General features: G+C 35.0%; 17 protein-coding genes. 12 read left to right on the plus strand and 5 right to left on the minus strand.

Translation table 11 applies throughout. From position 1 onward, the window contains the following. Positions 1-56 precede the first annotated feature (56 nt). A complete protein-coding gene (locus AVL50_RS21800) occupies positions 57-3236 on the minus strand; it encodes a SpoIIE family protein phosphatase (RefSeq protein WP_062618577.1) in 3180 nt (1059 codons plus the stop codon). Between the two features lie 190 nt (positions 3237-3426). Beyond that, entirely contained in the window at positions 3427-4884 is a 1458-nt protein-coding gene (dacB, locus tag AVL50_RS21805; protein WP_172826899.1) for a D-alanyl-D-alanine carboxypeptidase/D-alanyl-D-alanine-endopeptidase, read from the minus strand. 130 nt (positions 4885-5014) lie between these two features. Here dacB and AVL50_RS21810 point away from each other — a divergent pair, with 130 nt between their 5' ends. The 6 genes from AVL50_RS21810 to hpf all read left to right on the plus strand — a co-directional run bounded on the left by AVL50_RS21810 (position 5015) and on the right by hpf (position 9902). Continuing rightward, entirely contained in the window at positions 5015-5998 is a 984-nt protein-coding gene (locus AVL50_RS21810; RefSeq protein WP_062618579.1) for a PhoH family protein, read from the plus strand. Beyond that, positions 5985-6641: a rhomboid family intramembrane serine protease gene (locus AVL50_RS21815; protein ID WP_062618580.1), complete on the plus strand. Its 657-nt coding sequence runs from the start codon at positions 5985-5987 to the stop codon at positions 6639-6641. Before AVL50_RS21810 ends, AVL50_RS21815 begins: the two co-directional genes overlap by 14 nt. Before the next feature lie 247 nt (positions 6642-6888). Continuing rightward, positions 6889-7965 (plus strand): potassium channel family protein, encoded by a 1077-nt coding sequence (locus AVL50_RS21820; protein WP_062618581.1) that lies wholly within the window; start codon positions 6889-6891, stop codon positions 7963-7965. Positions 7966-8099: 134 nt separating this feature from the next. Next, positions 8100-8294: a 30S ribosomal protein S21 gene (gene rpsU / locus AVL50_RS21825; protein WP_044203046.1), complete on the plus strand. Its 195-nt coding sequence runs from the start codon at positions 8100-8102 to the stop codon at positions 8292-8294. A 215-nt stretch (positions 8295-8509) separates the two neighbouring features. Next, the gene (locus tag AVL50_RS21830) at positions 8510-9400 is read left to right on the plus strand and encodes a tyrosine-type recombinase/integrase (RefSeq protein WP_062618582.1); all 891 of its coding nucleotides are present in this window, start codon (positions 8510-8512) and stop codon (positions 9398-9400) included. A 187-nt stretch (positions 9401-9587) separates the two neighbouring features. Further along, the gene (hpf, locus tag AVL50_RS21835; RefSeq protein WP_062618583.1) at positions 9588-9902 is read left to right on the plus strand and encodes a ribosome hibernation-promoting factor, HPF/YfiA family; all 315 of its coding nucleotides are present in this window, start codon (positions 9588-9590) and stop codon (positions 9900-9902) included. Between the two features lie 417 nt (positions 9903-10319). Here hpf and AVL50_RS21840 read toward each other — a convergent pair whose 3' ends face one another. The 3 genes from AVL50_RS21840 to AVL50_RS21850 form a co-directional block, all read right to left on the minus strand. Beyond that, on the minus strand, positions 10320-11351 hold the full coding sequence (locus AVL50_RS21840; RefSeq protein ID WP_157491486.1) for a gliding motility lipoprotein GldB: 1032 nt from the start codon (positions 11349-11351) through the stop codon (positions 10320-10322). Positions 11352-11612: 261 nt separating this feature from the next. After that, positions 11613-13064 (minus strand): sodium:proton antiporter, encoded by a 1452-nt coding sequence (locus AVL50_RS21845; RefSeq protein ID WP_253764318.1) that lies wholly within the window; start codon positions 13062-13064, stop codon positions 11613-11615. Positions 13065-13373: 309 nt separating this feature from the next. After that, complete coding sequence (locus AVL50_RS21850) at positions 13374-16004, minus strand: WG repeat-containing protein (protein ID WP_157491487.1); 2631 nt, start codon at positions 16002-16004, stop codon at positions 13374-13376. A gap of 420 nt (positions 16005-16424) precedes the next feature. Between AVL50_RS21850 and AVL50_RS21855 the strand changes: the two genes are divergently transcribed. The 6 genes from AVL50_RS21855 to AVL50_RS21880 all read left to right on the plus strand — a co-directional run bounded on the left by AVL50_RS21855 (position 16425) and on the right by AVL50_RS21880 (position 22592). Then, positions 16425-17723 (plus strand): FtsX-like permease family protein, encoded by a 1299-nt coding sequence (locus tag AVL50_RS21855; protein ID WP_172826900.1) that lies wholly within the window; start codon positions 16425-16427, stop codon positions 17721-17723. Positions 17724-17766: 43 nt separating this feature from the next. Further along, on the plus strand, positions 17767-18963 hold the full coding sequence (locus AVL50_RS21860) for a M20 family metallopeptidase (RefSeq protein ID WP_062618587.1): 1197 nt from the start codon (positions 17767-17769) through the stop codon (positions 18961-18963). A gap of 266 nt (positions 18964-19229) precedes the next feature. After that, on the plus strand, positions 19230-19793 hold the full coding sequence (locus tag AVL50_RS21865; RefSeq protein ID WP_062618588.1) for a nucleotide exchange factor GrpE: 564 nt from the start codon (positions 19230-19232) through the stop codon (positions 19791-19793). 17 nt (positions 19794-19810) lie between these two features. Further along, entirely contained in the window at positions 19811-20974 is a 1164-nt protein-coding gene (gene dnaJ / locus AVL50_RS21870; protein ID WP_062618589.1) for a molecular chaperone DnaJ, read from the plus strand. A gap of 172 nt (positions 20975-21146) precedes the next feature. Continuing rightward, positions 21147-21635: an acyl-CoA thioesterase gene (locus tag AVL50_RS21875; protein WP_371259050.1), complete on the plus strand. Its 489-nt coding sequence runs from the start codon at positions 21147-21149 to the stop codon at positions 21633-21635. Positions 21636-21641: 6 nt separating this feature from the next. Then, entirely contained in the window at positions 21642-22592 is a 951-nt protein-coding gene (locus AVL50_RS21880) for a YihY/virulence factor BrkB family protein (RefSeq protein WP_062618590.1), read from the plus strand. Positions 22593-22608 lie beyond the last annotated feature (16 nt).

Below are 22608 nucleotides of genomic sequence, written 5' to 3' on the forward strand. Positions count from 1 at the left end.
ACAATTATGAATAAGGTACTTTTTTAATAAAATATATTTTATCAATAGGTGACGTATTATAGTCTTAAACCTAAAATTGTGATATCATCACGTTGTGGAATAACTCCCATGTGTTCATCTAATGCTTTTTCTAATGCTGATTTCTGCTCAAGCATTGGCTTTTCAGCATTTTGCTGTAACATTTCAATCAATTTAATCTTACCGAACTTCTTACCATTCTTATCATTTTGGTCTTGAAGACCATCCGTTGTAAGGTAAATTGAAGAACCTTTCACTACCTCAATCACAGTATTAGAGAAGCTGATTTTCGAAGATTTTCTCTTATGGACACCTCCAATTGACTTGTTATCACCTTTGTATTCTAACATTTCTGTGCTACCAGGCTCCATAATATAAAGTGGTCTTTTCGCTCCAGAGAATACAATACGATCTTCACCTGTCAATGTTCTTTCAATCATACATAAACAAACGTCCATACCGTCATCATTACTCTTGTTCTCTTGGTGAAGGGCGTCAATTACACCTTCATTCAACATGTCAAGAATTTTAGCTGGATCATAGACTTGTTTCTGGTTGATGATCTCGTTCAATAATGTGTTACCAATCATAGACATGAAACCACCTGGTACACCGTGACCTGTACAGTCAAGCGCCGCAATAAATATTCTTTCAGAAACATCATTCTTCGAGAAGTTCACTGAAGCTAGATTCTCTTTTCTCTCGTCAATTTTCGAGAACCAATAGAAGTCACCCGATACAATATCCTTCGGCTTAAAGAAAATAAAGTTTTCTAATAAACCTGTCTGCATTTTAGCATTTGAAGGAAGAATGGCTCTTTGGATTGTCTGAGCGTATCGAATACTATCTGTAATGTGCTTATTCTGATTCTCAATTTCCTGATAAGCGTTGGCATTTGTCAGGGCAATTGCTACATATGAAGCTAGCGTTCTTAAGATGTTCAACTCGTTTCTAGAGTAAGCATTTCTATCATAACTCTGTACCGTTAATACACCTAGAGACTTCTCTGTAAGCAATGGCAAGTAAACTAATGATTTTGGAATCTCGGAAGTTTTAAAATCAGGAGTTTCTCTCAAGAAATTGTCCACTTCATTTTCATAATCATTGATCACAATTTCTTCACTTGACTTGTAGCACAATACAGAAAGACTGTTTTTCTTATCCATATCATAGCTGAATAATGGCAAACTAAGACCATTTTCAAGGAAGTTGATGTACTCAATCTTATCATACTTCTCTCTGTAAATACCGATACCGAATACTGCTGCATCCATCAATGTATTTACATAAGCATAAGAAGTCCAGTTGATTGATTCTAAGTCAAGAATTGCGGTAATTTTCTGACCGAATTCTGATAAGACTTGAATATTATCGTATGCTTTTTCGATTTGAGTTTTAGCCGATTCAAGAGCGTCTCTTTGCTTCTCGATTTCCATTTTCTGACCTAAAATCTCATCGTTCTTATTTGCAAGCTTTTTGTTCTTACTTCTGTTTTGAATATAACCTGTTACAATTACACCAATCACTACAAAGAGCAACACCATCATAATGATGTAAACCTTACGCATTGTTTCGGCCTCTTTGATCTTACTTTCCTGTAATTCTTTATCACGTTCAAGAAGCTCTAATTCCTGCTCCTTCTGACGGTTACGAATTTCATTTTCCTGAATTCTTAACTCATTCAGCTTTTTCGTTTTTACAAGCTGATCAATCTCTTTTGATTTCTTTTCAGCTTCAAGAGCGTTCAAGGTAATAAGGAGCTCTTGTGCTTTCTTATCTTTCTCTAACTCATTTTGTTTCAACTGAAACTCTTTCAACGATTGTTCTTGTTGTAAAAGCTCAAGGTCTTTTGCTTTACGAGCATTTTCCTCGGCTAGCTTTTTCATTTGAGCTTCCGTCACTTTCTGGTCCATGATCAAAAGGTCAATTTCTTTTTCCTTTTGCTCAGCAGCAATTCTCGCTTCCGTAATCTCATTCAAACGTCTACGTTCTGCACCAATGATACTATCTTTTAAAACGTTCAAGCTACTGATTGCTTGGAAGGCTTTTTTATAGTCATTTGTTCTTACATAGATATTTGCAATTTTCTTATAGTTCTTTTCCAACTGCTCATAATCCCCTGCCATACGTGCATACTCCGAAGATTTATTAAAGTACTTACGTGCTTCACTAAAGCTTCCTCGTCCTTGATAAACGGTTGCTTTATAAGAATAGGCTTGTGCAATTGGTCCAGGTTGCCCCTGCTTGATTCTGATGTTCAATACTTCATCATAAGCTTTCAAGGCATCATTATGGCGGAAATTTTGGTTGGATAAAGTACCAATGTTAATCAATAGGGTTGTGTTTTGAACATCAGGTTTACCAAATTTCTTGTTGACGGCTAATGCATCATTGAAGTACTTCAGTGCTTTTTCACTTTTTCCTAATTTCTGAAAACAATAACCAATATCATTCAGAGGAACGTGTGTTCCTTCTTCATCACCTAAGATTTGTTTGTGGGAAAGAATCTCAAAGTTGACGTCTTTTGCGATTTCATAATTGCCTCTTCTCATCTCTATTGAAGCAATTTTGGATAAAGCATTGTTGTAGGATTGAAGGTCTTCTTTTTTGTTGTTTAATGCATACTGCCCTTTGTAGTATTCAGCACCTTTACGGAAATAAACCAAGGCCTCGTCATAGTTTCTCAACAGAAGATAAGAGTTACCCAAAAGGTACCATATCTCAGTCTGACGTTCCAAGTCATTCATACGCTCAGCTACTCTCAATGCTTTCTTCTCATAATCGATGGCATTTTCGTAAATACCCCAATCCTGATACAAGAAACACATTTCTCCGTAAGCATCGTACAAAGGTATATCTTGATCTTCTTGCTCAAAGATTTTAATGGCTTTCAAACCATAATCAATGGCAACATCAAAATCCCTTCTTAATTTGTGCATTGTAGAATACATCATCAATGCTTTTGCTCTTCCTAGATTATAATTAACCTCGTCGGAAATTTTTAAAGCTTTGTCAATGCTTTCTTGCATTGACGTGAAATTACTTTTGTCTAATTCTAAATGGGCTAACTGGATTAATTTATCAACTTTAGTCCTTCCATTTGGAAGTGTTGATATTTGGGACTTCAACTCATTGATGTCTTGCGAAAAAGACTGAGTAGAGATGAACAGAAATCCAAAAAGTACTAAAATTAAACGAGTTAATTTTTTTGTTAACATAAACCTTGCTAGTCTAAATCTTCCTGATAATACCTATATATAAAAAACCAATAGCGGTGATCTACTTAAAAATAAAGGCGGTTTTATGAATATTCTTAAATGTACATAACATCAAGCCTATGTACAAAGCTTTTGCTTAAATTTTATTTGTGAAAATTACACCTTAATTCAATAAAATATTAGAATAATTCTATTTTACCAATATTCCGAGTAGTGGTTCCATCGCTTTTCTAACTACCTTACTTTTACATGAGAAGTTATTTACTATAATCGTAAATGCCAAAATATCACCACTATCTGTGTTAATATAGCCAGCATAACTTCTCACTCTTCTCATTGAGCCACTCTTTCCGTAAACCTTGCCTTTTGCTTGGTTATAACGGCAGAAATATTTCAATGTACCCGAAACACCCGTCACTGCGAGGGAGTTGTGAAAAGCCTCATATTGAGGAGTATGATATATTTTTTCTAAAACAGAAGTCATATGCGAAGCCGAAAAAGCATCAAACGGTGAAAGACCACTTCCATCTTCCAAATAAATTCCTTCTGTATTTACTCCCACAGTCGCTAATTCATTCAATAAAGTTGAAGTAATGCTATCAGGTACTATTGACCCTGTCTTCTTGTTACTAACGTACTTTGCAATGGATTCCGCATACAGATTGATACTTTTTTTATTTGTTTTATCAATAATCCAAGAAAGTGGTCTCGATTTTATTTCTCCAATTGCTTTTGAAGGAGGTAAATTCTTTTGTTGGTATTCTACTTTGAGTCTTTCTTTATTGACTGTAATTCCCTGTGACTGCAATGTATCCGCAAGCATCCACACTGCATGATAGTCTGGGTCCGTCACTCCTCCTTTAACTCTAAAATTTGAACGGTTAGGCGGTAATGTACCCCTTATAATGTGCCTGTCGGAATAAGGTGCAGAAAACAGAAATGAATTATCACCTGTGCCTTTTTTTCCTGCTGTCACTTCAGATGTAATATGAAGATAGGGAGGGTGAGGATCTATCTTATTAATAGAGGCCACAGAGCCTGTTGCTCCTGTCTTAAGATAAAGTTTGAACATATTATCATTCAAATTTAAAGATGCGATACCCACTCCGTAATAATTCCCTAAATCTTCCCAAACCCAATTAGGCGGTGTAGTTCTGGTTCCATACAATGAAGCGTCAACAATTATTTCACCCTTAATTTCTTTTAATGCTGGAAAGCACGCCTTCACTGCACTATCCAACGCTATTAATGTAAGCGTAGGATCTCCACCACCATGAATAATGAGATTTCCATTCAAAACACCTTCATTATAAGTACCTGTATGACTGATCTTTGTTATAAACTGAAAGTCTTTGCCCAATTGAAATAAACCCGCCGATGTTGTCAATAACTTAGTGATTGAAGCTGGAGTTAAAGCTCTTTGAGCATCATGTTTGTACTCAAAATCGCTCCCTTTTATTGATTTCACATGAAATGATACAGAAGCTCCTTTCATCCATTCATGGTCTAAAAACTTCCGAAATTCACCCTCCAGGATTTGATTTTTAGTTTGAGCATTAGCTTGTAAAAACAAAAATTGGAGAATTAGGTTAAAAAATAATATCTTACTGACTGTGAGAAAGGATGATTTAATTAGATTAGTATTCATGTTTACTTCGTTTATCTCGCAAATTCTCGGTAAATTTGACATTTGAAACAAGTTAGTATAAACTATTTATTTGTTACTATTTCAGAGTAGATTAAATAGAAAAATCACAAAAAATTAAATACATAAACATTTGATAGAAAAAGTAATTCCATTAGAAGATATTACTTTGGTCGACTTCTTAGGGGTTGACAACAGTAATATCAAAGAATTATCAACAGCTTTCCCTCATAGTAAAATCATTGCAAGGGGAAATGAGATTCGTATTCAAGGTACGAGTGCTGAAATTATCAAGGTGCACAAAGCCATTAATGAATTACTCATTCATTATAAAAAGTTTGGAAAAGTGACAGTGGATAATGTTCTGGATTATGTAGAAATGAACGCAGATCTACATGATGAGGATATTAAAGATGAAATATTACTTTACGGAGCAAAAGGAATTGCCATTCGACCTAAAACCAGCAATCAGCAAAAACTAGTCAATGCCATCAAGAAAAATGATCTTGTTTTTGCACTTGGACCAGCCGGTACAGGTAAAACTTATGTGGCTACTGCTTTAGCTGTAAAAGCACTTAAAAATAAGCAAGTAAAACGTATTATCATTTCACGTCCTGCGGTAGAAGCTGGCGAAAGCCTCGGTTTCTTGCCTGGGGATTTGAAAGACAAAGTTGACCCTTACTTAAGACCAATTTATGATGCACTGGACGACATGATTCCATCAGAAAAATTAAAGTTCTATATGGAAAACAGAGTCATTGAAATTGCACCATTAGCTTATATGAGAGGTAGAACACTTTCTAACGCGTTTGTATTGTTAGATGAAGCACAAAACACAACGGAGATGCAAATGAAAATGTTGCTTACCCGTTTAGGACCAGACTCAAAAATGGTAATCACAGGTGATGAATCTCAGATTGATTTACCTCCAAGACAACGTTCGGGATTGGTCACTGCTTCAAGAATACTTTCCAATGTACCTGGTATTAAAGTAATGCACCTTACTCAGAAAGATGTAGTGCGTCACCGATTAGTTAAAAGTATTATTTCTGCTTATAAAAAAGTAGAAGATAGAAAAAAAGAAGAAAAAGAGAGTGCTAAGAATGACAATAAATAAAGGTGCAAAAATCACCTTATTATTAATAGCTATAGCATGGCTCCTAAAGGGTATTGAATGGTCTTTAGGAGTCGACCTCTTTCATTTTGGAATTTACCCAAGAAACAGGCTAGGCATATTCGGTATATTTTTCCATCCTTTTATACATGGAGGTTTTAAACACCTTTTTTCTAATACCGTATCATTTGCCATTCTTTGTTTCTCACTTTATTTTTTCATCCCCAAAATTGCTTCTAGAGTATTAAGACAGCTGACCTTATTTACAGGTATCATGGTTTGGCTTTTTGCTCGCCCCTCTTTTCATATTGGAGCAAGTGGTGTTATCTATGGCATTGCTTCTTTTTTATTCTTTATAGGAATATTTCAGAAAAACCCAGGTTCCTTAATTATATCACTTTGTATTGCAGTCCTCAATCACGGCATGTTAGTAGGTTTGGTTCCCAATGAAGAAGGTATTTCATGGGAGTCACATCTGTCTGGCTTTATTGTAGGTTGTGTGATGGCCTATTATTACCGTCACGTAGAAACTGAATTCTCAAAAAAGAAGATACTGGAAGTGGAAGATGACTTTTCCTTTGAAGGCTATAGGAATCTTGAAAACAAAGACTTCAGATATACTTATAAAGAAAATGAAGACAACTAATAACCTTTCCTCTACATTTTAAGAAGCTTTCAGATTTTCACCTCTATTTATTTACATCAAGTGTTGTATATTTATGTACTTACTTTTTATTTTTTTGAAGAGGATAGCATATTTTAATTATAAGTAAGTACTAAGCCAAAGATAGATCCTATTTAATTTTAATTTATTTTTTGTCTTAGTGCTTAAATTTAAACAAGACATTTAAAACCACATTCTCTAAAAAATTACACGACAATCAAACCTTAATATGATTTTCAACTTATTTCGGAAGCTCAGACTCCACAGGGGTAGTGAAGAATATGGAAATGTAAAGCGTATTATTTTATACACTTTAGGAATCAATCTTCTTTTCGCTATTTTATTCAAATATGTTGAAGCTGTTTCATGGAATGAAGCAATCTGGCAAACCTGGCAAACCGCCACCACCGTGGGATATGGCAACCGGCCTGCTGAAACATTATTTGGACGAATTATTACCATGATTCTAAGTACTGTTAGTATTGCATTTGTTGGAGCAATGTTCAGTGCTGTATTTGACTATAAAGAATATCACAAAACACAAAAGAAATTAGGCTATATGAAAAATCCATTTAATGATGGGTATGTAATTTTTAACTTCCCTGCCACTGCTATCGCTAAGAATTTTATTGAAGAATTAAGAGCCATTGAAAAAGACGTTGGGATATGTTTTGTGGACAACAACATTGAGGCATTACCATTAGAAATTCAGGAAATCCCCAATATTCACTTTGTCAAAGGGTGTCCTTTACAAAAAAACACTTACCTGAATGCCAACATTAATCAAAATAAAACAATCATTGTATTTCCGAACGCCTCGAATAATTCATCTGCTGATGGTGCTACAAAAACTACAGTAGATTTATTAGAGCGTTTTGTTACTGAAGGTACTAGAATATTGTTTGTATTGGTAGAAAAAGCCAATACATGGATGTTTGACGATAATAATGCTACTTATATTAATGCAGACTTATCAGTATTGGCAATTGTACAAGAATGTCAAGACCCTTATTCAGCCATGGTAGTAGAAGATTTACTCTATAATACTAAAGGCGCCAACCCTGTAACAGTTGAAATCAATAGCTTAGATGGGATAAAATGGATGGACCTTCAGCTCAAAATAATGAAGGCCAGCGTTACTCTAAATCAACAGTGTAATGTTATAGCATTAATACAAAATGGCAAGACAGATGCCTGTCCAAAGCCCGAAACTGTACTGAATAAAGGGGATTTATTGTCGATTGCTACTTATTCCAACTTCTCATGGAAGGAGATTGAAAGGGAAATTCTTGTACTACAAGATTGACAATCAATAAGAATCATTTAGAAATCTTCTTGATTATTTTTGCAAATCATTTTCCTTTTTTATAAAACTTGATTATATTTGCGATCCGAAATCATGAATTGAATTTGAAAAAACCTTATTAAAAGGAAAATATAATGATCGAAATTAAAGTAAAAGATAACGAGTCTATCGACCGTGCTCTTAAGCGTTTCAAAAAGAAATTTGAGAGAACAAAAGTATTACGTCAATTACGTGCACGTGCTTACTATGAGAAGCAATCAGTAGCTGACCGTAAAAAAGCTATCAAAACAGCTTACAAAATCAAAATGAGAACTGAGCAAGGTGCTTAATCTCTTTTTTGAGTTCTCAATAAAAGCCCATCAATTTTAAAATTGATGGGCTTTTTGTATGAAAAAATTTTCAAATTCTAAATATTAAGTGTAATTTAGACGTAAGTACTCTTCGAAATATTATTGTGTATTGAGTAATAATAATTTAATATTTTGAGATTCATAAATTATAAAGAATAGAGCTTTCGGAGAGCACTAACAGCAGGTACAATTATATGACAATACTCCAATCTTTTTTAACCTATTTAGAATTTGAAAAGAAAGTAAGTTCCCATACACTCACTGCCTACAGCATTGACTTAGAGCAATTCTTATCTTTTTTACAAGAAGAAGATAAAGACGCAACACTCGAAAAAGCAACAAAAGCAGAAGTGAGAGTTTGGATAGCTTCACTAATGGAAGCTGATTTAAATCCCAGAAGTATTAATCGGAAAAGTACTTCACTGAAAAGTTTCTACAAGTATTTAAAACAGTGTGGAATCATAGACATTGACCCTGCCAAGACTGTACATGTATTAAAAACCTCAAAAAGGATCCCTCAGTATGTAAAGCCACAAGAAATGGATAACATGCTCAATGGAGACGTTTTTGACGACTCTTTTGATGGTGTAAGGGACAAATTAATTTTTGAGTTCCTCTACGGAACCGGATTAAGAGCAAATGAGTTATTAAGCATACAAGTCAATGATTTAGACTTTTATAAGAATACCGTAAAAGTTTTAGGAAAACGAGACAAGGAGCGTATCGTTCCCTTGCACTCAGTATTAGTACAACAACTTAAAATTTACCTTAGTAATAGAAAAGAACATCAAAACCCCGATCTATTCCTACTTCAAGATGGTGCCACCTTGAAGTACAGTCAACTTTACAGCATTGTAAAGCACTACTTGGAGATGAATACAACAGCAGGGAAAAAAAGTCCTCATATTTTAAGACATTCTTTTGCAACAAATATTTTAGAAAAAGGAGCAGCCTTAAATGATGTAAAAGAACTCCTTGGACATGCCAATCTTTCTGCCACTCAGATATATACACATTCTTCGCTCCAAAGAATGAAAAAAGTACATGCTCAAGCCCATCCTAGAGCAAAGAAAAAAAGGGTTTGAATACTGAAAAAATGTTGTAAATTCATACAACCAAGTTGGAAAAAAGCCGTAATATAGATTATAAGATAAACGGTAAAATTAATACTTTTAGCAGGGTGTTATCTGACACAATGTTTTGTACAAATGAGAAAATGTACAGCATCTTTTCACAGTTAAAATTTTTCATAACACATAAAACTGTAAGAATATGAAACTCGACATCCAATCAATACATTTCACAGCAGATCAGAAATTAATCGATTTTATTGAGATTAAAATTAATAAATTGGAAACTTTTTATGACCGTTTTACAGGAGGAGAAGTATTCCTAAGGGTAGAAAAAAATGGTGACAACAGTCGAGATAACAAGGTAGTTGAAATCAAGTTACATATTCCAGGAGATATCCTAGTTGCTAAAAAGCATGGTGTATCCTTTGAAGCCGCAACAGATGAAGCCACTGAGTCTTTACGCCGCCAAGTAAAAAAATATAAAGAAAAACTTTTAGATAAATCCGGAGCTTAAGCTCTAGTCACCTCATTTGTAGAAAACGAGGCTAAAAGTCCAATATAAAAAGATGCTAAAAGGCAGTTCATTTTGCAATGAACTGCCTTTTTACTTTATAGAAAATAAAATATTATTACAAATTAAAAACCTCCACATAATGCAAAACAAAATGGGAGGCTCAGTAAACGAGGATATAAATAATTCTTCTTCAACATTGAAACTACTCAACGTTCACCGAAATTATTTCAAGGTACTTATCTCACCTTATCAAAGTGGGATTAAATACACTTCAATAAGGTGATCATAAGTCTTCTATATTCCTCGTTTACCAATACTATATATTATTATAGATAGTTACTAATCCTTTAAGATTGTTTAGAGTAATCTAATATTTCTTTGCTTAATACTAAATTCAGAATCAAAGAATTAACTAATCTATTTCTTTCTATTCAAAGGTTTATATTTGGACTTCCTCAGTATCTTGCCTGCATCATTATCTTCCATTAATTCAGCCAAAGTAACATTAGGGTGAGCTTTCATATAACTGCCCACAATTCTCCATCCTAACCACCTTCCTATCCTTCCTGGGCTTTCTCCAGAGATTTCTGAGGTAAATGGTCTATCGTCAACATATCGCTTCACTGTCATACGCTCTGAATTGTAGAGCAACTCATTTTCTACAAAATGTGACCAAATATAACCTTCATTGTAATTAACCTCCTTTAACTGCTGTGCTGTATAGGCCACTTTGATTGTATCTGGTGCGAAAGGCAATACTTCATCAAGAAACTCATAAGCTTTCCCCCAGGCTATCATATGTGACAGTACGGTTCTATCGGTTGGATTGACTTTATTATACCTATTGGATAAAATTTGTAATGTAAATGGCACCAAATAGTCTGGAGAGTAACGCTTGAGAATATACATTGGTACTTCAGGTACTCTGTATGTTGCTGTTTCTCCTTCAAAATAATCCAAGCCTATTACAATGAAATCTCCAAAATCTAATACATCTCCACCAAAACCCCAGTTTGCAAAACCAGAAACAGAAGTGTAAATTCTTGGCGGTTCAAAATCAGGAAAATGGTACTTAATGTATTTAAAAGCTTGTTCAAATTCTTTCTTCTGCTTTTCAAAATTCCCAAAGATTCGATCAGCATCTAACTTCAAAGTATCGTTTTCTACTTTTTGCCTAAAATCCCATAAGGCATCCACCAAATAAGATCTTGATGGATACAACCCTGCTTGAAGAAAATATTTTTGCTCTATCTCAGGATTTTCAATCAAATATTTTACAATTTCATCCTTACTTTCCAATGCAAAGATTTCCTGTTCTAACCTTCTGACCTCTAGATTGATTTCAATGTTTGATACATCAGGTATTTCCTTCTCTGCATCATCACTACAACTTATAAAAGTCAATACCAATAACATCCCTACAAAAAAATGGGAATACATCTTTCTCATAAAAAATCCGATCGTTTGATATATTAATTCAGCAACCAAATATAAGCAGTTGTACAATTAGAAATAGAAAAATGTAACCTTTTATTTGTTCGTTTAAACAAGCTTGTATAGAAATGAGGTAACATTACATTATTTCAATTTAAGTACTAATCAAAAATAATTTTGTCATGGTGCTTAGAAAAAGAAAACAAAAAAGCGTTACCATGAATACCATGATAACGCCTTCTATATTTTAATTCAAGAACGTAAAGTCTTGATGTATTATCCTGCAAAAGCAAAGAACACTAACCAAACAATCACTAATACACTTAGTAAGATTGGTAATGAGTAACGTACAATATAACCGAAGAATGAAGGCATTTCTACACCTGATTGTTCAGCAATTGATTTTACCATAAAGTTAGGTCCGTTACCAATATAAGTCATTGCGCCGAAGAATACAGCTGCCACTGAAATAGCTGTTAACTCTAAAATTGCTTCAGCATTTGGTGATCCTTGTACAATACCATTTGTAAAGTCGATTACATCTTTCACTACACCAATATCAGCACCTTTAGAGGCCATCGCTGCAGTAAAGAAGTTCAAGTAAGTTGGAGCGTTATCTAAGATACCCGATAAAGCACCTGTTGCCCAATACAATGAATTGTGAGTAATCAACGCTGCTCCTTCTGGAGATTTAGCGAAATTGGCTACCAATTCTAAAGCTGGCATCATTGTACCGAAGATACCAATAAAGATAAATGCCACCTCACGGATTGGCTCAAAATTGAACTCATTTCCTTTGATTGCCTCTTGATCTGCTAGTTTGAAAGATAAGAAACCTACTGTCAACATGATGATCTCTCTGATGAAAGAGAATAGTGTAGCTCCTTCATGATGCTCTAAATCTGATAAAAATCCGATCGAGAAACCTTCATGGGTCTGAAGAATACCTGGTAACCATGCAATTTTTGAAGGGTCTAAGAATACTGCACCTACTAAAACGGCTAACCATGCAAAGTTTTTAGAACCAGTAACACTGATTTTATTTGAATACTCTTTTTCTTCCTCTCCATCATATAATAAGTTTGTTTTATTAATAAAACGTTTATCAAAGAAGTAGAAGATTAAGCCTAAAATAGTGATTGCAAAAGCCCACATTGGTAAACTGTGTACTAATGTCCACTCAAAAGGCACACCTTTCAAGAACCCTAAGAATAATGGAGGGTCACCGATTGGTGTCAAAGCACCACCTACGTTACTTACAATAAAGATGAAGAATACAATATGGTAAGGTTGCAATCTTTGTTGGTTTAGACGCATAAATGGTCTGATTAACAACATTGAAGCTCCTGTTGTACCAATGATATTTGAGATAACTGCACCGAAAATCAATAAGATAGTATTCACCATTGGTGTACCTTTTCTATCTACTTTGATCATAATACCACCTGAGGCAATATACAAACCTGATAGTAAGGCAATAAATTGGAAATACTCAAAAAATGCGTGAATTGGAGCATGAGTATTGTGTAATCCAAAAATATAATATAGTACTACTGCTGATGCTAAACCTACTGCAACTTTTGGATAGTTGTGATGCCAAAATTTCTCGTAAAAAAGTGGCCCTGTTGCAATCATCGTTAATAATGTTGCAAATGGAATAACTGACCACGCTGCTGCTTCTGGATGACTCCCTCCACTTGCTAGGGCTGGAGCTACTCCTACTGTCATACCCACTCCAATCGACAAAAGTAGAAGTAATAATTTCTTTTTCATAATTGTGTATTATATCGTACTTGATGCTTGATGCAACTAGAAAGATTGTTGTTTTTAATTAGTATTTACTTGAACGCCAATCGCATAAGTTGAAATTCTCGTATCTTTTTAATATTTATCCTCTGTAACTGCAATGCTATTTTAGAAAATTTAGAGAACTCAAAACAATGATAAAATTCAACAAATCTATTTAAGAGAGCTCATTAAGAGAGTTTTAACAGTTCTTTAACCTCTTTTTAGATCTGAAACGTTAATCGTAGATAATTACTCACATTTTATTTTCCTGTATTGATTTTCGTTTAATATTGTTTGATATACAACTTTACCTTGTAAATCCATGTAAAGTAGTATGTTTAATTTCGCCTGATGTATGTATTGTTTACCAATTAACAAAGGACTTTCAGTATTTCCCATATTTTCTATGGACTCAAATTCGGGGAATATTACATCTCCAAAACTGGAAGTGTAAGCTCCGAACTTATTTTTCTTTACGTAGCGAATCCAAAACTGGTCATTGCTTAATGCAAACAATTCATAACTATCACATTCTAAGTTAATAGTATTGTCCACAACGTTAAGTAATTTCCATTTTTCATCTTCCCATACAAATGCTAGTCCATTATTGATGGGCTTCATTTTTTCATAGTAAAGTCTTGCGGTTTTGGCATTCGATAAACTGAGTAAACCATACTTCCCTCCTTTTTTACCCATCCACAATAGTTCTCCATCTTTTTTTAGATGTGTTCTGCTCAAAGGTTCATCAAACATTGGTGGAATCTTAAAAGTGGAATCAGGCACAAATAAACCATATTTTCCTTTAGATTTTAAATGAAATACTCCGTTATCATATTTTATGGACGAATATCCCTCATTAAAAATCTTTTTTCCCTTTACTGAATAAAAGTACTCTAAGGAACCATACTTTGCGGTCACCACTCCTTCCTCATAGACGTTGAGTTTACTGAACTGTGGCGTCATTATCTGTGAGCCATCTTCATTCAGCAAAGCATATCTTTTATTGCTTTTACTTTTAACTGACAGATAAGCAGGATTTAACGAATCCATTTTGATGTGCGTGATGTTCCAGTCAGTATATTTATGCAATGACAATATTTTTCCTGATTGAAATTGAATAGAGTGTTTTTTATCCTTTTCAATCAAAAGGTCCAATTCATGATTCATAAACGAGAGCGTATCTGCATCATGTTCACTGATCTTGGTACCATCCCATTGATGAGCAACCCACTGGCTATTCCATTTTGATATCACACCTTTATCCTTAACAAGTACTGGCTGGACCATAGAATCAATTTTGACTTCCATATCGTAATTGACCAATTGCCAAAGCGTGTCTTTCCTTACAAGCCATCCCTCTTCGTTGGAGGTATCTCTTATTTCATCAAAAGCTTCTCCTTTGCTCCACTGTTTTCCATTTGGCGAATAGATCGACCATTTTCCTTCTTGAGATAAGGCGTACCACTGATCCTTCAACAGTTTATACCCTTCAAACCTAAAAGTTGAGTCTGCTGTTGAAATGTTATTTTCAAAAATATCTGACTCTCTATAACTAGCCCACCTTCCTTTCTTCATTACTAACACCATATTGTCTGAGATATGAATCAACTGTCCAGCTTCTACAGGAAGTTTGATTTCACCTTCTAATGAAATCACACCCCATCTTGCCTTTCTTCTCACCCCAAACAATCTGTTGCTTACTCTTAATACTTGATCATACACTACAGGCATCCACTCTCCTTCATTCAAAGCATAAATACCATATTTTCCATTCTTCCTTACACTTACCAACCCTTCTTCTAAAGGAAGAATCTCATCATATTGACAAGCAACAACTTCTTTCCCTTTTCTGTCAATCCATCCAATTCCAGACGGTTTTGCTACTTCCAAATAAGCGTTTTCAGTACCGTGGCAATTATAATCCGAAGATGCTGCTATGAAACTTTCTTCCAGATAAATATCTCCATCAACTTTTATGAATGTTACTTTACCATCTTTAACAACTGGAAATATTCTTTCTGTTTCACTTAAGAGGGATTGATAGTACTCTTTTTCAGACCAAGAAGGATATTGCTCTAAAACACTGTCTTTTGAATTAGAAAAATACCATAAATGTGAAATAGCAGAATCAGCATAAACACTGTTAGGATAATCTCTTATAAACTGCTCATAGTCGCTTTTAGATCTGTTTTCAATCCGAATAGCATAAAGCTGTCCCTCTACCTTATCTCTGTATTTATTTTCTGGATGTTCTATTAAAAATTGAGCTAACACTTTCTCATCAGCATCCTTTGTTTTAGAATGATAAACCAATAGTTCATATTGATGCTGTGCTTCTTTCGCTTGCTTTGCTTCAGGATAAGATCTAACAAAAACTTCATAAGCATTGTAGCTATGCTCTTTTTTAGCATTCTCATATCCCAAACTGTCTCTTAGTTCAATAGCCCTAGGAATATGAAATGAATGAGGAAATCTTTGGATATAGGACACAAAGCCTTGTTCTGTCATCTCTGTCATAGAGTGATCAAAACCAGTTTTCTCTACCTCTTTAATCCAATTTTTGATAGAGTCTTCAGTTACATAGTTTTTAGCCCAGGAATTAAGCTCATCTTCAGACGCATTACTCCATATTGTATCAGCACTTTGGAAATAATAATACGCTGAATCTAAGTTGGCAACCTTTGGAACATGAAAGAAATAAAGCCCTAAATAAGATTGCAATACTGCATTCCGGGAGTCCGTACTTCTTTCCTTTTGTATCTTTTTCTCAATTTTAATATACTCACCCTTATCCAATAGCTTCCAAAATGATTTCACATTTTGAGCATAAAGTGTATTAGTGCAAGCATAAAAAAGTAGCAAAAGAAAGTAAAATTTCATCTTTCTATTTCCTAAATAAGGTAATACTTTATCCAAGATTAGTTTGATTGCTATTTAGTTTATAATGTATCGAAAGCAATATTATTTATACTACTATTCTTTACTCTGTACCTATTTATATCCTCAAAGTTAAGATATTCTGTGACTATACTCCAAAAACTGATTCCTAAACCACTATTTTATCAAGCTTTAACTAACTTGTTTCAAATAATTTAATTTGAAAACCTATTTATTATCTTCAATAAGTACAAACTTTTCAAATTTCACGTGAAGTTATTACTACAATGTTGTTAAGAATTAAACTCTACGCTTAACTTTGTGGCTAAGTTAATAAAAAAGTAAATGTCGAAATCAGGACTACCTTTCTTTGTAGCAAAAAGATATTTCCTATCTCAAAGAAATATCAAAAGCATACCACTCATGCTCATTGTACTAGTGGTTCAAATGTCTTTTGGGTTAATTATATTCTTGGGAAAGGCCATCGGAGTACTTTTCACATTCTCACCGAAAAGAATCCGTAAAACATATAAAGGATTAGCAGAACGATTTATTAAACAAAACTTCATACAAACGTTATCTAATATTGCGATGATTGGTGTGGGTTTTGGTACTGCTGCACTTGTAATTGTACTTTCATTATTTAATGGAATGGAACAAACGTTGACGGGCATGTTCAACAGGCATAACCCTGAGTTGAAAATCATTCCTGCTGAAGGAAAGTCATTTCCGTATACATGGTCACTTCGTAATGAAATTGAAAATGTGGAGGGAGTGAAAGCAATTACAGAAGTAATTGAAGATAAAGTTTTAATTCTTTACAATAACAAACAAAAAGTAGTAACAATGAAAGGTGTAAGTGAAAACTTCGCCCTTCAAACACAAATAGATACTACTGTTGTATTAGGAACAAACAAGCTTTTTAGTAATGACACAAGATATGTTCTGGTAGGTTCTGGAGTATATCAGGAATTGGGTCTTCGATTAAGAGACAGCATGTATCCGCTTCAGTTCTGGTATCCAAAACGAAAAGGAAAGGCATCTTTAGACCCAGGAAAAGCGTTTAATAAAAAAATAATACAGGCCGGTGGAGTGTTTGTAGCAGAACCTCAGTTTGATCAGGCTACTGTGATTGTTTCTTTACAGTTTGCAAATTCCCTTTTGAAATACGGTAACCTAAGAACTGGATTAGAGATTAAAACAACAGACGATCATACTGCTCAAAGCGTCAAGAGTAAGCTTCAGAAAATATTGGGGGATGATTTTATTATTAAAACCAGACCTGAACAGCAAGCTCAAGTACTTAGGGCCTTGAAAATTGAGAAGTTCTTTACGTATGGCACTTTTGCCCTGATTTTAGGAATTGCTTCTTTCAATGTCTTCTTTGCTTTAGCGATGCTTTCTATTGAGAAAAGTCATGATATGAGTATTCTGAAGTCAATGGGAGCCACCAATAAAATGATTGGCAAGATCTTCTTATTTGAAGGCGGATTAGTAGCATTATCAGGTGCTATTTTCGGCTTATTATCAGGGTATATTTTCTGTTTCTCTCAAGAGAAATTTAAATGGATAAGCACAGGAGCCAACAACGGCATTTTAGATGCTTACCCTGTAGAAACCCGATGGATTGATTTCCTTATCATCTGTCTAACTGTCACTACTATCACAGTCTTTGCTTCAATTATTCCTGCTAAAAACGCGATGAAAAACGCCGGCAGATAGGTATTATAAGTTGTGAGATTCAAATATTAAAATAAAATATAGGATGAGTTTAATTGAAAAAATCAAAAGTTCTGTAAAAGAGAACCTTGATGAGATTGTTGCCAATAGAAGACATCTTCATGCAAACCCTGAATTATCGTATCAGGAATTTGAAACAGCAAAATATGTAGCTGAAAAGCTAAGAAGTTATGGTGTGGAAGTACAGGAAGGTGTAGCGGAAACAGGTGTGGTTGGTTTGATTAAAGGCAATAACCCTGACTCTAAAGTGATTTCATTAAGAGCTGATATGGATGCTCTTCCTATTATTGAAGAAAATGATGTCCCTTACAAATCTAAAAATGAAGGCGTGATGCATGCATGTGGTCATGATGTTCATACGACCTCACTTTTAGGTACGGCTCAGATTTTACAATCTATCAAAAATGAGTTTGAAGGAACTGTGAAACTGATTTTCCAACCTGGAGAAGAAAAATTACCTGGAGGTGCTTCTTTAATGATCAAAGATGGAGCGCTTAAAAATCCAACTCCTTCTAAAATGATCGGACAGCATGTGATGCCATTTATTGACTGTGGCAAAGTAGGTTTCAGAGAAGGTATGTATATGGCCAGTGCTGATGAGATCTATTTTACTGTAAAAGGTAAAGGTGGACATGGTGCAATGCCTGAAAAAAATATTGACCCTATTGTGATCACATCACATATTATTGTAGCTCTACAGCAAATTGTAAGTAGGTATGCTGCTCCAAAAATCCCTTCAGTTTTATCATTTGGTGATGTAAGAGCATTTGGTGCTACTAACGTGATTCCTAATGAGGTAAAAGTGAAAGGTACATTCCGTACGATGAACGAAGAGTGGAGAATGGAAGCTCATGAGCGTATCACTAGCATTGCAAAGGGAATTGCTGAAGGTATGGGTGCTACTGTGGACATGGACATTCAAAAAGGTTATCCTTTCCTAGTAAACGAACCGGAGTTGACAAGAAGAAACAAAGCGGCTGCAATTGAATTCTTAGGAGAAGAAAACGTAGTTGATTTGGACATCTGGTTAGCAGCAGAAGATTTTTCTTACTACTCTCAAGAAATGGATTCTTGCTTCTACCGTTTAGGAACAAGAAATGAAGAAAAAGGAATTGTTTCTTCAGTTCACACTCCAACTTTTGACATCGACGAAGATGCTCTTGAAATTGGTGTTGGACTTATGACTTGGTTAGCCTTGAATGAATTGAATTTCAAAGGTTAAGCATTCATTAATGAGAAAAATATATTTATTAATTGCTTAATAAATTCCATTAAAAATATTATCACTTTTGAAAACCTTGTATAATTGCGCATTGTACAAGGTTTTTGTATGATTTGATATTCTTTTCCTGACAGAAAAAAAGACAGAATGTCAACAATTTAGCACTCTTGTCATAGTATTTCAGGACAGTTTGACTTGAATAACCGCCTTGGCAATATTGTTGAAAAGCTACGTGATGTAATTTTAGACTAGAAAAAAGTACCGAAATGGCAGAAAATAAAGAAAAAGAAAATATCGAAAACAAAGAGGAACAAGTAGAAGAAACTAGTTCTGAAACTACTGAAGAACAAACTGAAGAAACGCAAGAAGAAGTTTCTGAAACTGACAAACTAGCACAAGAGTTAGCAGAAATGAAGAATAAATACCTTCGCTTATACTCTGAATTTGACAACTTCCGTAAACGTACTGCGAAAGAGAAAGTTGACCTTACAAAAACTGCTAGTGAGAAAGTACTTTCAGCAATCATCCCTACTATCGATGATTTAGAAAGAGCAATTGCAAATACAAAATCTGAAAACGAAGAAGTGAAGCCTGTGCTTGACGGCGTTGTGATGATTAAAGATAAAATGCTTAAAACTTTAGAAGGACAAGGTTTAAAACAAATGGAGGATGCTACTGGAAAAGAGTTAAACACTGATTTCCACGATGCAATCACTCAAATCCCTGCTCCTACTGAAGAGTTTAAAGACAAGATTGTTGACGTTGTAGAAAAAGGCTACACGTTGAACGATAAAGTAATCCGCTACGCGAAGGTAGTAGTCGGTCAGTAATTTTATAAATCCTATTTATGGCAAAGGCAGATTATTACGAAGTTCTTGGTGTCAGTAAAGACGCTTCGAGTAGTGAGATAAAGAAGGCATACAGAAAAGTAGCTATCAAATATCACCCGGATAAAAACCCGGGTGACGCAGCGGCGGAAGAGAAATTCAAAGAGGCTGCAGAAGCTTATGAAATATTGAGCGACGACCAGAAACGTGCTCAATATGATCGTTTCGGACATCAGGCATTTGACGGTTCTGGTGGCTTCGGCGGTGGCGGAGGTATGAATATGGATGACATATTCTCTCACTTCGGCGATATCTTCGGTGGTGGTGGAAGCCCATTCGGCGACTTCTTCGGAGGTGGCGGTGGCGGAGGCCGTCGTCAGAGAAAAGGTTCTAACTTAAGAATCAAACTAAAGCTTAACCTTCAGGAAATGGCCAAAGGGGTTGAGAAGAAAGTTAGAATCAAACGCTATACTTCGTGTGAGCACTGTAATGGTACTGGTGCGAAAAATGGCACTGACTTAGACACATGTCATCAATGTCATGGCTCTGGACAAGTTCAAAAGGTGGTCAACACTATGTTGGGACAGATGGTGTCTCAAACTACTTGTCCTACTTGTAATGGTGAAGGTAAAATCATCAAGACAAAATGTGAGCATTGCCACGGTGAAGGACGTGTTTACACTGAAGAAGAAGTGGCGATCAATATCCCTCCAGGAGTGGATGACGGTATGCAACTTTCAATGAGAGGTAAAGGTAACATGCCAAAAGGTGGTGGTGTTCCTGGTGATCTTCTTATTGTAATTGAAGCTATCGAAGATGAGCAACTTCATAGAGACGGTGAAAATATTCACTTTGAATTACACCTAAGCTTTATGGATGCCGCTTTAGGTACTACTGTTGAAATCCCTACATTGACTGGCTCTGTAAAAGTGCCAATTGATGCCGGTACTCAAAGTGGTAAAGTGCTTCGCTTAAGAGGAAAAGGTATTCGTGATATCAACGGTTATGGCGTTGGTGATCAATTGATCCATATCTCTGTTTTCACTCCAATCAAACTTTCTTCAGAAGAGAAAGATATTTTGAAAAAACTGAGAGATCACAAAAACTTCAGTCCTACTAAGGAGCATAAACAAGAAAAACGTAAGAGTTTCTTCTCTAGAATGAAAGATTTCTTTGCTCAATAAGCATTAAAATCAATAGTTGAGGAATCTGACCATATTAAAATCACTTCACTGTCTAGTACATTGAAGTGATTTTTTTATCATTAATTTAATCGATTCAACAATAAAATCCACTTGAAAACAAACCAATTAAAGTGAAGTGAATTTTGAACTGCTTCCTGCTTTAATCCGAAAAATGGAGATCAAAATTACCGATTTTGATGAATCAGATGCTTATATTTGCACAATTAATAGTAAAAGTGAATTTCAAATGTTAACTCGTCAAACACAAATACGCATCAATTATGCTGATACTGACCAAATGGGCTTTGTTTATTATGGTCATTATGCCAAATTCTTTGAAATAGGAAGAACAGAAGCATTAAGAAGTTTAGGGATGAGTTATAAAGAAATGGAAGCAGACGGTGTAATGCTACCTGTATTGGAAAATTACTCCAAGTACATCAAACCGGCAAAGTATGATGACCTTCTAACCATCACTACCAACTTAGTGGAAAAACCTACCGTGAAACTCAAATTTGAATATGAGATTACGAATGAAGAAGGTGAATTACTTCACAAAGGTTGGACAAAACTCGCTTTTATGAGTAAATCTACTTACCGTCCATGCAGAGCACCACAACGATTTTTAGATTGTATTGCTCCTTTCTTTTCAGAAAATTAAACTATTTTGACTAAGAAAGATCTTAAAAATAAAATAAAGGAACAGGATTTTTATCAAAAAATCAGCCACTATCTCACGAGTACCAGAGTACCTCATACTAAAGTATCCTTTTATACTTTTATCAAGGCTCTTACACTTCGGATAGAGCAGAATGATCTTTTGCAAAGAGGCCAAGCGATTGCATTCAGTTTTAGCCTTGCCATGCTTCCTTTTATTCTTTTCTTCTCTACCCTACTGTCTTACGTCCCAAGTAGTCAGGTAGATATGATGTTTAAAATCTTCAGGGAAGAAATGTTGCCACAATATGTGTATCAAGCCATAGAAGGACCTATCCAAGACCTTACAGGCAGGTCAAGGGGCGGATTGCTTTCTTTTGGTTTCGTGGGGGCCACCTATGTAGCCACCACAGGTATGAGAACATTAATGAATGCCTTCAACAGCTGTTATCACCTCAAAGACAAAAGATCAATGTTTGAGCAGTTCAGAGTTGCACTTAACCTCACTATTCTGTTTCTAATGACATTATTCCTTTCCTCTTTCCTGCTGATTTCAGGTAAACACTTCTTGGAACATCTGCATGATATTGGTTTTCTGAATAATCAATTCACGCTTTATTCTTTATTAACCCTTCGTTTGTTGTTGATAATTTTCATCTTCTTTTTGAATATCACTTTGATTTTCAAATACGCACCTAGTGAAGTGATGAAAAAGAGAATTTTCAATCCGGGGTCAGTAGTTGCCACCACTTTGTCCATAGCAGTTTCTCTGTTATTTGGATTATACCTTGATACTTTCAACTCTTATGACATCCTATATGGATCACTAGGAGCAATCATGGGGATGATGGGGTGGATCTATACTATTGCTATGATACTTCTAATAGGGTTTCAAATTAATACAACAATTGAAGAAGCACAGCTTTGGGCTAAGGACAATGAACCTGAGGATTTTAGATAAAAATTTAATTTTATTT

Source organism: Flammeovirga sp. SJP92, assembly GCF_001583495.1.
GTDB lineage: Bacteria > Bacteroidota > Bacteroidia > Cytophagales > Flammeovirgaceae > Flammeovirga.